Genomic DNA, 13,013 nt, shown 5'->3' on the forward strand with positions numbered 1-13,013 from the left:
TTTGCGACCTTTTAAGCTAAAATTGCTAGTCGTTTTGAAAGTTTTCAAAACTGCCGTCAGAGTAAAAAATAACAATACGCTCAATTTTTTTTCCGTTTTCGCTATCAGGCTTCAAAGTGTCTTCAATTTTTAATTCCTGGGGTTTAGTAGTTGTATTGGCTATATTTTTATTTGAAGGAAATTCGCCTTTGCCATTTAATAGCCAATACAACTCAACCTCCGGAAAGGAGGAAAGTACTTTTAAAACAAAGTCTAAACTCGGTTTGTTCCTGCCCGACAAAATGTGCGAAATACTAGATCGCTGTACACCGATTTTTTCTGCGAAAGAGGAAGCAGATTCACCGTAATAATCTATTACTTTTTGGAGTCGTTTTACGAAAGCTTCATTGTTTATCATTGTAAACACGAGTTTTAAATAAGTTGTGTTACAAATGTAACGAATTAATTTTAAAAGTAGTGTTTACATCCTTAAATAAATCACAATATACTGAACCAATAGTTTATATAGTAACATTTAAATATCTGAAAATGAGTATATAAATTTACATTATTAAAAATTCCGCATAATTTATTGATCTCTAACCATTTCGTGTGTTACTTTTGTTAACTAATGTATACAAAAATGATAGTTTTACTTGTTTACAAATGTAAATTAGTAAATGTTTACATTTGTATATTAAAAAATTTCAATGAACGTAGCACATTTAAAATCACTGTTTTTAAAGCACAAAGAAAATAGTCTCACCCATCGGTATATTACCAATCTTAATATTGAACCTTTATTAAATGACTTAGAAAAAATAATAGATGTAAATACTATTGGAAAATCGGTTTTAGGGCAACCCATTTATTCCTTAAAAATTGGTAATGGCGAAAAAAAAATATTGATGTGGTCGCAAATGCACGGCAACGAATCGACCACGACCAAGGCGTTATTCGACGTTTTAAATACACTTTTAGATAAAAAATCGGAACTTAACTATATTTTAAAAGCCTGTACTTTATACATCATTCCCATTTTAAATCCAGATGGCGCCACAGCGTACACTAGGGTGAATGCAAATGCGGTAGATTTGAATAGAGACGCCCAAGACTTATCTCAACCGGAAAGTAAGCTGTTAAGGGCTGTTTTTAACGATTTCAAACCTCATTTCTGCTATAACCTGCATGGGCAACGTACTATTTTTAGTGCTGGAAAAACGAATAAATCGGCTACGGTTTCTTTTCTGTCGCCAGCACAGGATAAAGATTGTACAATTACGGCAAATCGGAAGGTTGCCATGGAAATTATTGGAGTTATGAATAAAGTGCTTCAGAAAGTAATACCCAATCAAGTTGGTGTTTACGACGATGTATTTAATTTGAATTGTGTTGGTGATACGTTTCAGAGTGAAAATGTACCCACTATTTTGTTTGAAGCGGGACATTTTCAGAAGGATTACGCCCGAGAAATAACGCGAGAGTATATTTATATGGCTATGATGCAATCACTGGACTATATAGCCAATAATATGGTTGAAGGAGATTTATATGAGGCTTATTTTGATATTCCAGAAAACGAAAAATGTTTTTTTGATGTGATTATACGAAATACCAAAACAGATGACGATAGAGTAGTGGATATCGGCATTGTGCATCAAGAAAAACTAATACATGGCAAAATTGAGTTTATCCCAAAAATCGTAAAAATTGAAAAATTGACGGGCTTTTATGGGCATAAAGAGTTTGATGCCAATAATTTGGTTGTATTGGATGAGCGTGGTGATTGCGTAAAAGTTAATAACGAAAACGATTTCGTAATAATAAATAACAATAAAATCGCATTATTATGGCAATAAAAGACAGAAATAATATGTATTTTTTGATGAAAATGTAGTAATTTTGCTTTTTATTTAAGAATAATTAATTATGGGGAAAATTAAATTAGACGAAATCGATCATCAAATTCTTGATATGTTAATCGATAATACAAGAATTCCGTTTACAGACATTGCAAAAAAATTATTAATCTCTGCAGGTACAGTTCATGTGCGTGTAAAAAAAATGGAAGAATCCGGAATTATTAGAGGGTCATCCTTAACATTGGATTATAAAAAATTAGGCTACTCTTTTATTGCCTATGTTGGCGTATTTTTAAATAACACCTCTCAAACTAAATTTGTGTTAGAACGCATTAACAATATTCCTTTTGTAACGGTGGCACATATAACTACAGGAAAATTCAATATATTCTGTAAAATTAGAGCCAGAAGCACAGAGCACGCCAAAGAAGTTATTTTTATGCTTGACGATATTGAAGGTGTTTACAGAACAGAAACCATGATATCGCTTGAAGAAAGCCTAAACGACAAAAAACGTTTGATGCACTCTATTTTTAATGAGTTGTAATTTGCTTTAAATTAAAGATCAGTAATAAAAAAAGCCCTTCAAAAAGGGCTTTTTTTATACATAAAATCTACTTTTCTGCATATAGTTTAATCCTAAAATGCTTCTTGTGTAACTATTTAAGCATTTCAAAGAAATTTTTTGATTTAATATGTAAGTTTCGTCATTTTTATAACAATAATAATTGATTTTCGGATTTTACCAACCAATTTGACTAACCCATATGGTATTTAATTCTTTAGAGTTTTTTATTTTTTTACCAATAGTTTTTTTCCTCTATTGGATAGTTTTTAAAAAAAGTTTAAAATCACAAAATTGGTTATTGCTTTTTGCCAGTTATTTATTTTATGGCTGGTGGGATTGGAGATTCCTCTCATTAATATTGCTCAGCACATTAGTAGATTATTTTGTTGGGTTAAAAATTCATGCCAATGAAAAAAAATCCGCTCGAAAAGCATGGCTTTGGGTAACGGTTATTTTCAATGTTGGGCTTTTAGGCTTTTTTAAATATTTCAATTTCTTCGTTGATTCTTGGGTGGACATGTTCGCAATGTTTGGCTATAACATGCAAAGTACGTGGACATTGCGTGTTATATTACCAATAGGTATATCGTTTTATACCTTCCAAACCATGTCGTATTCGTTCGATATTTATTATAAAAAATTAACGCCCACAAGAGATTTTTTGTCCTTTGCCGCCTTCGTTAGTTTTTTTCCACAGTTAGTGGCAGGACCCATTGAGCGTGCCTCGAACCTGTTATCGCAAATTACCCATAAAAGAACATTTAGTTACGACCAATCCGTTAGCGGGCTTAAATTGATATTGTGGGGATTATTTAAAAAAGTGGTTATTGCAGATTCTCTTGGGCCAATGGTTGATGATATTTTCGCCAATTATGCCGATTATCCGGCCTCTACACTCATTTTGGGAGTTACAATGTTTAGCTTTCAAGTGTACGGCGATTTTAGCGGTTATTCTGATATTGCCATTGGTACCGCCAAACTTTTTGGGATAGAATTAATGTCTAATTTTAAATTCCCAAATTTCTCGAGAAATGTCGCGGAATACTGGCAGCGGTGGCACGTATCGCTCTCAACATGGTTTAGGCATTACGTTTATATACCTTTAGGTGGATCGCGTGTTAGCAAGCTTAAATCGGTTAGAAATATTATTATTATTTTTCTTGTCAGTGGCTTTTGGCACGGTGCCAATTGGACCTTTATTTTTTGGGGTGCATTTCATGCCTTGGCATTTATCCCTGTTTTTCTATTGGGCCGAAACACCATTTATAAAAACAATGTAGTGGGAGAGCACTCCTTTTTTCCTTCGCTTAAAGAAATTGGCCAAGTTATATTAACCTTTGGAATTGTAACTTTTTCAAGAATATTTTTTAGATCGGAATCCATCACCGATGCCTTTGCTTTTATAAAAAGAATAGTTTCTGATTTTAGTTACGAAGTGTATTACCATCCCATGGGTTACAGGATGATCGATTATTACATTCTAATAGCGGTATTTGTAATTTATGAATATAGGATGAGAAAAGATGAACGCGTACCCTTTAAGTTCAAATCTAAAGTCGTTAGGTTTATAGCTTATGCGATAGTGGTTTTATTGATGATGTTGTTTTATGATGATGGCATTGATAGGTCGTTTATATATTTTCAATTTTAAAATCGTGAAAAGGTTTGTTCTAAATACTTGTTTGTACATATTTCTAATCCTTTTATGTTTAGAAGGCCTTGTACGGCTCTTTCATTTATATAATGATGTGCCTTTGCACTTGTATATTGATGAATATGATATTCAAAAAACAGTACCAGGACAAACTGGATTTTCGGTTACTGGAAATAGAAGACAGAATTTTGCAGAATTCAGAATTAATAATTTTGGTTATAATTCGTATAGGGAGTTTATTCCAACAGCAAATGAAGTTGAGATTGCACTAATAGGCGACTCTTTTATTGAAGGTTTCAATCAGCATTTTTATGATTCCACAGGAAAAAAAGTTGAAAACTATTTAAATGATGGGACAAAGGTGTTCGAATATGGTCGAGGCGGATATGATATGGCGGACCAGTTTCATATAATAAAATCTTACAAAGATCAATTTGATCTTATAGATTATGTTTTTATTTATATGAAATTTGAAAATGATTTAAAAAGAACTGAAATTAAGCCAGACCATCGTTTAGTGAATTTAAAACATTCTTTTAAATTTAAGATTAAAAGACAAATTAGGTTGCTTAAGTACGCTAATGCCATAGGTCTTTTTGATGCTTTTAGAAGGTTTTGGTACGGGTCAAATTTTAATGAAGAAACTTTTGATACTTTTATATCTGATAGTGATAATATCAGCGATAAATTCGACGCTGAATATTTAGATAATTTTAAAACGCTAGTCAAAACCTATGGTTTTAATAAAGAAAAAAATGTCTTTTTATTTGACAAAAGAAAAACCAGCCCCCTTTTTGTCGAACATTGTGAAAAGATGGGATACAAATACCTTGATTTTGGAGCGGTTTTTGAAAAGTCTAGCAGACCAACCGATTTAATTTACGACCGCCATTGGAATAACCACGGCAGGGAAATTGTGGCTTCGGTAATAGCCGATTACGTTAAAAACAATGCAGGCAAATAACATTTCTTCACCCATTTAAAAGATGCTGCATTTTAAGTTTTTTAAATGTAAATCTTAAATAATAATCCCAATCTATTAAGAAAAAGCAAATCAATCGATACTGCCTAAATGAAATACCCATTAAAGAGCCTATGGACAGATGGAAAACAATGGCAGATATAAGATATATGTTTCTGTATTTTGAGTTAATAAACACTACAAAAGCGAGTAATTCAAATAAAACCGAACCAATTGAGAGGGCAACTACCAGAAATTTATTATTCGCTATATATTCGGCAATATCATTCAGTTTTTTGTTCGTTTGAAAGTTGCCGTAAGTATGAGCTATAAAACCAAATTCATCCTTCCATTTTTCATTCTCTTTAATTTTGCTATCACCAATAATGAGTTGCGATTCGCCTCCTTCATATTTTATGGTTCTTTCCTTTAAGTAAAACCCTAAAGTCGAGCCATCCAACCAAGATACCCCATGGCCATATCTAAGCTTCGAAACTCCGGCAGAAAAGTAAGTAATGGCTACCAAAGCCAAAACTAAATTTAAACCCCACTTTGGATTGCTTGCAAAATCTAAAACCCTGTTTTTACGTTTATAATAAAAATGCATTAAAAGATAATCAATTGATAGCTTCATGGATCCGGGCACAAGCGCAAGAGCGAAAATAACCTGACTTGGTAAAGAAGTGTGATGATCAAAAACCCCAATACCCTCGCCAACCCCGAATACGTAATAACATAAAAAGGCCAATACCAATAAATTTAGTCTGCCTAAAATGCCCAGGGCCGCACCAAAAGCAGAAACTATAATTAAAAACTTAACGGTTGTGTAAAGGTTTGAATCCAGTACTAAAAACGCATCGGGCAAAAGGCTGGTAAACCAAGTTTTTGATAAAGCATACTGAATGTTATTTTCTAACTGAAAAATAGCGTTAAGGCGTTCCAATACATATTTCCCCATTAATATTGAAAGCGAAAATCTTAAAATGCTTAAAGGTTGTGCTATTACCAACCTTAGTAAACCAATTAGCTTAATTCCTATTTTCATATAACGCATGGTATTTTTTATCGCTATAATCGAAATAGCCAATAGGTTTAAAGTATTTAATGATGTTTCTATTTTGGTCTACGCTTTTAACAGATAAACTTATTTGGTTAAACGAGAGGTTGTATTCACTTAAAATAAAACCAGAATAATAGTTGAAAAAGGCATCCATCCTATCTTGAAAATCGGATTTGCTTTCGCTCAATTTGCTATCAAAAGGTGAAATGGCATGAGTTGAACCGTAAACTTTGCTAAAAAAATGCCTGATAAAAAGATCTTCAGACTTACCGTAATACCTCGTTAAATCAACTTGTGTGGAATCGGTTACACCTTCAAATTTAAATAGGTATAAATCTGTGTTATCATCAATATAATGCCCAAACATGGGAGCGCAGGTATACGGAAAGCTCTCAATACCCAAAATAGCCACAAAGATATTTGGCACCAATATTAGTGCAGTAACAATTTTAAAATATGCCTTTTTTTCAAATAACTTATTTCTCATTATTACAGCAAAAACAATTTTTAGATTTATAGTATCCTCGTCTGTGCAAATAATCAATTGCTTTTATAATAAACATTTCCTGTTTTGAGTAACCAAAATTACTTATGCTAATTGAAGTGTCTAACGACTGTACATAATGCCACCACTTTGAAGGCACATGCAGAACATCTCCGGGCTCCAACGTAACACTTAAAAATTCCACCTCTTTGAATTTAGGGAACTTGCTTTCATCAAAATTATTTATATCAACTTGACTGGCTATTGCGCCATTGATGTATTTAGCACTCGGATACATCTTTTTGTTAAATTTTGTAGAACTGATGATAAACATTTTTTTGCCTTTTATTTGGGCGTACATGTTTTTTCCTGTGTCGTTATGAAACCCAGACACTGTGTTTGACGGCCCAATCCAAGCTGTAACGTCGTTTATTTTATTATAGCTTTCAAAAAACGAAAAATCGATCGCATTTTTTAAATGTGGGTAATAATTAAAAATATTCAGTGTAGTTAAGTAATCTTTAAAGGACTCTTTATTGGCATCAGCCGTTTTTAATTTTTTAATATAATCTTTAAAGGATGCTTTTGTGTAGCGGTTATCGTCTTGTATAAAATTACCAGATAGTAAAAGAATATCTTTATCTTCTTTTAAGTTCAATAAAAAATCTAAATCCCAATTTTTTGTCGCGCCCCAATCTTTGGCCAGACCTTTAAAAACAACTGGTTTTTTATTGTAATATTTTTTTTTAAAGATAGAGGAATCAAATGATGTGATTTCTTCAATGGGTATGCTTTGAGATAAAATGTCATTTAAAATATTCATTTCCCGATGGTGTTTTTAGTTACTAATTTTTTTATTCAGATAATCAACTATACTGTTGGCTATTAAAGCTCTGCCATGATTGTTCCAGTGCATATCGTATATTAAAGTAGTGGGCTTTTCCGATTGTTTAAATGCCTTGCTAAAATCGATATAATTATAGCCCATTTTATCGCAATAATCTAAAAAATATGTACTGGTTTTGTCTTTATCGAGCAGAAAGGTAGTTTTGGTTTTATCAAATCCAAATGTATCTATTAATGTTTTAAGATTATCTAAATATTTTTTGGCATCAGCTTCAGAAACTGCCTCGTCTTCATATGTTTCGGGTACAATTCCAAAAAACCTATCCCGTAACCTTAAGATTGGTTCAAAAACACCAATACCTTCGGCATAGGTGGTTAGTTTAATTTTGTCTCTAATTTGAAAGGTGGTAGAGTATTGTAAGTCCACCCGCCACTGATTGGGAGTGTATTTACCTCGTTTTAAATCGTTATTGAACTTAATATAAATAAAAATATAATCAATGTTTTTAAAATGTTCTTGATAGGCTTGAATAAGGTGTAATTGATCGGCCAAATCGTAGCCAGAGTGCCCATATTCAAAAACGTTTACCGTGTTTTTTAATTTGGTTTCTATTTTTTTTCCAATAGATCTATGGTAATCTTGATGAAAACCCTCTATAAATGAGTCGCCTATAAGAGCAATATCTGTTGTAGTGTTACTAGGGTTATATTCTTTATAGGAATTGAAGCCACTGTCGTTAATATTATATTTTGCATATTTCATGCGCCTGTTGCCAGTAACATAGTACCCTTGCTGTTTTGGTAAATATGTTTTTACATTCAATTCGTTAATATAATAAGTTGGATATTCAAAATATAAATGAAATACACGCACGCAAACTTCCAAGAATACCAAGATTAGAATAAAATATAAAATCATTTTACCAATTAATAATTTCATTTTTTTAAAGCATAGAAGTTTAGTTGTAAGGTAAATATAATTACAATTTACAAGTATTAAATCAATAATCGTTTAAATACATTCTTTTTGCTTTTAATAGAGGTTTTTCCTAAAAAAAGACATTTTAAATTCTTTAAAATATTTGTGTAAATTTTTTGAACAAAAACATGCTTACTTATAAAACAACGACTTTTTGTGACACAGTTTTACCGCAAAAAACATATTCTTTAAAAGAGACCACTTCGTAGATTTTTAAATCGTTGACATGCTCTTTATTTACAAACAGAAAATCGAACATGGCCTTTTTAATATCCTCAACTTTCGGACTATTTATATTTAAGGAATCTAGATTGTTTGCGTTATCAAAATCAATGGATTCAGTCTTGTAAGCTATATCCTTAAACGTTGATTTTTGCTTATAGAAATAACTTTTTAAATTTTTAATTAGTTCATCTACATTTATTGTTTTGAAGAAGTTTTTAAGTTTAAGTTTTAAAATGGAGCGAGTAGCCATAAAAGTAGCTTGAATATTATTTTTCGAATAAATAACATGATGTTCGAATTCGTAAATATAATTACTCCACCGGCGCTTGTACTCCAAATAACCATACTCTAAATCCAAGAGATCATACTTTTGGGTTACTGCCCATTCCAATAATTTATAAATGGAAATGTTTCCCAAAGAAAACTTTGCATAATCAATGTTATAAGAGGGAATGGCTATAAAAAGAATGTTGTTAAAATGGTAGTTAAGCGATATTTGTACCGGAATATTATCGTGGTAAATAACAAATAACGATGCTTTTTTAGAGTTGATATTTTTGTATGTTGTGGTTAAGTAAAACTCCCAGTTATCAAGCATTTTGTTTGATTCTTCACGCTGGTTAAACCTTTTGGTAAGCATGGTGTGCAATGCGCTCATTAGGTCGTTATACTCAGTTTTATCAATGTTGCCATAAAACATTTTATAGCTCGCATTAAAACAAGCTTCAAATCTATTTACAAAGCGCTTTGTGTTGCTTCTAAAGCTTTTGCTAAACTCGTTTTTAAAAAAGTCATCAAATCCCTTGTTATCATTGATTCGAATAGCATATCCAATAATTTTTTTTTGCGGAATATTTTTTACTATTTTCTGCTCATTATTTCTGTACGTGGGCTTTAAGTAGGAGGGAAACAAATCAAAAGTGTGCACTTTTTTTGAAGCAACGGAATTGTTTCCAGCATCTGCACTATAAATCTCGTAATTATTATGAGCAAGATGTAATTTTTCATAGCTATCAAACACTCTATGCTTTTTTGATAGTGTATTGTAAAAATCATATGTATTAAATAATCCCATTTTGTGTTTTAATCGATTATAATTTTTTGTATGTTCTTTGTCCCTTTTATAATAAAAGTCGAATGATCTACTTTAAAAACCTCGATATCATTTATATGATCTCGATGTGCAAATGTAAAATCTATTACTGCTTTTTTTAAGAGATTGTTTGCAACATTATGAAATTCAATTTTTGTTAATTTTAATTGTATAAAAACTTCGGCTTTAATTTCTTCAAAACTAAGTGATTTTTTAAGGTTTACATCTTGTTTGTTTTTCCCTAAAAGGTGTGCTTTAATTTTTCTGAAATTATCAACAACATTATATTTCTTTAAAAGGTTTTTAAACTGTACTTTAAAAACTTGAAGTTGTCCAAAAAACAAGGCTAAAAACGACGATTTCTTATAAACTATATAATATTCGTAATTATATGAAAGATTGCTCCAAATCCGTTTGTAATCTAAGGCGCCATTACCCATATCAAAGATAGCGTAATCGTTTTTTATGCTCCACTCCAATAATTTATAAACTATAGTGTTACCTAAGCCAAATTTTGAATAATCGATATTATAAGCAATAATATGACCGATAAAAACTTTGTTAACGTGGTAATTAAGCGAAATGCCAATAATCTCATTGTCTGAATAAAGCACAAAAAGCGAAGCTTCCTTTGTTTTGATTTGCGATAGTGTAGTGTTGAGATACGAATCCCATTTTCCCAAAGCTTCGTTTGTATTGTTCCGTTGAATAAACCTGCGCTTAATCATGGTTTTTAACTGAGGCATTATAATATTGTAATCGACTTCAGTAATGTCGCCATAAAACATTTTATAATGTATGTTAAAACAAGACTCTAAACGCTTGATTTTCTTTTTTATGGGCCCACGAGTGCTAGATTTAAAGGTGTTTGCCAAATACGTGTCGACATTTTTAACGCCATCAATTACAATAGCAAACCCATCAAGTTTATTTTGCTGAATCTTTTTTACTGTAACATTGTTGGTATTTGCAATTTCTGGGTAGAGATATTTTGGAAATAAACTTATAAAATTTACCTTGGGTTTATCTTTATTTATCTCTGTGCTTTCTGAATTGTAAAATTTTGAATTATTGTATTTATAAAATAGTTTAGAAAATACCGGTGATATTTTGTCTTTTTGAAAAAACGTGTTATAAAAATCTTCTTTATTTAAAAGCGCCATAATAAGTTTTTAATTTCCTTTATTGGTAAAAGAAGCTTTTATTTTTTTAATCGAACCCATAATGTTCTTCGACTTTATAAAATTTTTAAAGTGGATTTTATAGCTTTCCATTAGGGCGATGGCTTTTGCTTTAACAGAGTTTTTTTTATAGTATAGGTGATATTCCACTTTATAAAATGTATTGTACCATTTTCTCTTATTATCAAAAACGCCAATGCCTAAATCTAAAAAATCAAAGTGGTTATCAATGCACCATTTTAAAAGCATATAATTATTTATGTGCCCAAGTCCAAATTTACCATATCCCACATCATAAGAGTGCGTTTCGTTAAAAAGAATACTGTTGTTTATGTGCCTGTTTAATGATATGCTAATGGGTTTATCATCATCATAAATCACAAATAATGATGATTTCTTTTGATTTATCAATTCTCGTAAATCCTTAATATTTTTATCCCATTCCATCATAAAAACATGCTGTGTGTTCTTAGTTTTAAACCTTTTTTCAATCATTTCGCGAAGCGATTTGAGTAAAAAATCACATTTCTCTTCAGAGATTTCCCCGTAGTTATATTCGTATTTTACTTTACAAGATTTTTCAAGCAGTTTAAACGATTTTCTTAAGTTGGTCCTAAGTTGTGATTTTGTATGTTTAGCCAAATAAGATTCGACGGTATAACTTTCATCCAACAGAATGCCAGCACCTGTAATGCCGTGATGTATAATTTTTTTTGAGTGGAACCCAGACTCATTTACAATTTTAGAATTCAAAAAAGTAGGGAACAAGCTTACATAAATAACATCGCTTAATTGATTTGGTTTAGAGGCATCTTTGTTTAAAAAAGCCTTGTTGTTTATATAAACATACTCATAACAACCTGGGACTATTGCTTTGCTGTTCATATAAAAATCATATATAAATTGTTCTCTTTTTAATTGTGCCATTTTATATAGTTAAAACCTTAATCTCTGGTATAGGTTAATTTTATTGAACATTTTTCTCCTTTTAAATAAAAAACATTGTCCTCGGTATTTGCCTTAAAAATAGACATATTATCAATGTGATTGTTATTAGTGTAAATAAAATCATTAATTGATTTTCTCAAGAATAAATAATCATCTTTTTTAAAATTAATCTGGTTTAGTTTTTCAATCTCATCACTTGATAAGTGGTTGATTTTAATAGTTTTAATTTCGAAAGATTCCAATGGCTCTTCATTCGGAACACCTTTAAAAAACTGTTTAAAGTTTTTGTATAAAACGTTTACTTTTTTAGAAAGCAAATAGTTTATTAATTGGTATTTATATTTTATAAAAATGGCATACACTTTGCCAAACCATTCTTTTTCTGTACGTATTACATGGTGGTTAAAGCTATATTGTTTATTGTTCCAAATTTGTTTGTGGCTAAAGTTTCCGTAGCCCAAATCGATAAGCTTATAATGATTTAAAACCGACCATTCAACAAGCTTGTAGATCATAAGATTGCCAAGGCTATATTTGTAAAAATCTATATTATATGATGCAATGGCGCTGTATATCACTTTTTTTTGATGATAATTTAAGGTAATTGCAATGGGCTCATTATCACTAAAAACAACAAGTAAGGATGCTTTTTTACTTGCTATGAGCTGGAGTGTGTTATTTTCATAATACGCCCAATTTTCTAGTACAGGGTTTCTGTCGTTTCGCTCTTTAAACCTTTTTATTAGCATGTCGTGTAAAGCATGCATTAGCGCATAATATTGCTCATTGCTTATTGCGCCGTAAAAAAATTCGTGCTTTATATTGTAGCAGTTTTCTAATTTGTTTTTTGTACGATTAAAATTTTTTCTTATACTCGTTTTAAACTCAGATTTTATGTAACTGTCAACCGAGTTGTAACCCGTTAAATTTATGGCATATCCATATTTTTGAAATACTTCTGTACAAAAAAAACCATCTTTAACCTGGAGTTCAAAATAATTGGGAACCAACTCAAAAGCATATATTTTTGATGTTGGTAATAATTTGGTTTCAGGGCTATAAAACGCTTCGTCATCACCTTTTAGTTTAATTTTTTCATATATAGATGGAATCGCATTTTCTTCAAAAATATCTGAGTAAAAATTTGATCTAGAAACATATTTTGATGCCATA

General features: G+C 31.0%; 13 protein-coding genes. 4 read left to right on the plus strand and 9 right to left on the minus strand.

The window, feature by feature from the left end:
* Positions 1 to 25: 25 nt before the first annotated feature.
* Positions 26 to 397 carry a helix-turn-helix domain-containing protein gene (locus ACN5J7_RS10475; protein WP_418603847.1) on the minus strand — a complete coding sequence of 124 codons (372 nt, stop codon included), beginning with the start codon at positions 395 to 397 and terminating at the stop codon, positions 26 to 28.
* A gap of 292 nt (positions 398 to 689) precedes the next feature.
* Here ACN5J7_RS10475 and ACN5J7_RS10480 point away from each other — a divergent pair, with 292 nt between their 5' ends.
* The 4 genes from ACN5J7_RS10480 (at position 690) to ACN5J7_RS10495 (ending at position 5,027) form a co-directional block, all read left to right on the plus strand.
* Complete coding sequence (locus ACN5J7_RS10480; protein WP_418603848.1) at positions 690 to 1,838, plus strand: M14 family zinc carboxypeptidase; 1,149 nt, start codon at positions 690 to 692, stop codon at positions 1,836 to 1,838.
* Between the two features lie 70 nt (positions 1,839 to 1,908).
* On the plus strand, positions 1,909 to 2,388 hold the full coding sequence (locus ACN5J7_RS10485) for an Lrp/AsnC family transcriptional regulator (RefSeq protein WP_311938443.1): 480 nt from the start codon (positions 1,909 to 1,911) through the stop codon (positions 2,386 to 2,388).
* 319 nt (positions 2,389 to 2,707) lie between these two features.
* Positions 2,708 to 4,060 carry an MBOAT family O-acyltransferase gene (locus tag ACN5J7_RS10490; RefSeq protein ID WP_418603849.1) on the plus strand — a complete coding sequence of 451 codons (1,353 nt, stop codon included), beginning with the start codon at positions 2,708 to 2,710 and terminating at the stop codon, positions 4,058 to 4,060.
* 31 nt (positions 4,061 to 4,091) lie between these two features.
* On the plus strand, positions 4,092 to 5,027 hold the full coding sequence (locus tag ACN5J7_RS10495) for a hypothetical protein (RefSeq protein ID WP_418603850.1): 936 nt from the start codon (positions 4,092 to 4,094) through the stop codon (positions 5,025 to 5,027).
* Between the two features lie 7 nt (positions 5,028 to 5,034).
* On the opposite strand, the gene ACN5J7_RS10500 is transcribed toward ACN5J7_RS10495, so the two are convergent.
* The 8 genes from ACN5J7_RS10500 to ACN5J7_RS10535 form a co-directional block, all read right to left on the minus strand.
* Positions 5,035 to 6,069, minus strand: a complete 1,035-nt coding sequence (locus ACN5J7_RS10500) for a hypothetical protein (protein WP_418603851.1) — start codon at positions 6,067 to 6,069, stop codon at positions 5,035 to 5,037.
* Positions 6,053 to 6,571, minus strand: a complete 519-nt coding sequence (locus tag ACN5J7_RS10505) for a hypothetical protein (protein ID WP_418603852.1) — start codon at positions 6,569 to 6,571, stop codon at positions 6,053 to 6,055. Before ACN5J7_RS10505 ends, ACN5J7_RS10500 begins: the two co-directional genes overlap by 17 nt.
* A complete protein-coding gene (locus tag ACN5J7_RS10510) occupies positions 6,561 to 7,391 on the minus strand; it encodes a cupin-like domain-containing protein (protein ID WP_418603853.1) in 831 nt (276 codons plus the stop codon). The genes ACN5J7_RS10505 and ACN5J7_RS10510 overlap by 11 nt, the downstream gene beginning before the upstream one ends.
* A gap of 15 nt (positions 7,392 to 7,406) precedes the next feature.
* The gene (locus ACN5J7_RS10515; protein ID WP_418603854.1) at positions 7,407 to 8,354 is read right to left on the minus strand and encodes a hypothetical protein; all 948 of its coding nucleotides are present in this window, start codon (positions 8,352 to 8,354) and stop codon (positions 7,407 to 7,409) included.
* A 175-nt stretch (positions 8,355 to 8,529) separates the two neighbouring features.
* Positions 8,530 to 9,693 carry a GNAT family N-acetyltransferase gene (locus ACN5J7_RS10520; protein WP_418603855.1) on the minus strand — a complete coding sequence of 388 codons (1,164 nt, stop codon included), beginning with the start codon at positions 9,691 to 9,693 and terminating at the stop codon, positions 8,530 to 8,532.
* Positions 9,694 to 9,701: 8 nt separating this feature from the next.
* The gene (locus tag ACN5J7_RS10525) at positions 9,702 to 10,874 is read right to left on the minus strand and encodes a GNAT family N-acetyltransferase (protein ID WP_418603856.1); all 1,173 of its coding nucleotides are present in this window, start codon (positions 10,872 to 10,874) and stop codon (positions 9,702 to 9,704) included.
* A gap of 9 nt (positions 10,875 to 10,883) precedes the next feature.
* Complete coding sequence (locus ACN5J7_RS10530; protein WP_418603857.1) at positions 10,884 to 11,819, minus strand: GNAT family N-acetyltransferase; 936 nt, start codon at positions 11,817 to 11,819, stop codon at positions 10,884 to 10,886.
* Positions 11,820 to 11,836: 17 nt separating this feature from the next.
* Positions 11,837 to 13,012 carry a GNAT family N-acetyltransferase gene (locus ACN5J7_RS10535; protein ID WP_418603858.1) on the minus strand — a complete coding sequence of 392 codons (1,176 nt, stop codon included), beginning with the start codon at positions 13,010 to 13,012 and terminating at the stop codon, positions 11,837 to 11,839.
* Between the last annotated feature and the right edge of the window lies 1 nt (position 13,013).

The organism is Hwangdonia sp. (assembly GCF_048381975.1).
Classification (GTDB): domain Bacteria; phylum Bacteroidota; class Bacteroidia; order Flavobacteriales; family Flavobacteriaceae; genus Hwangdonia; species Hwangdonia seohaensis.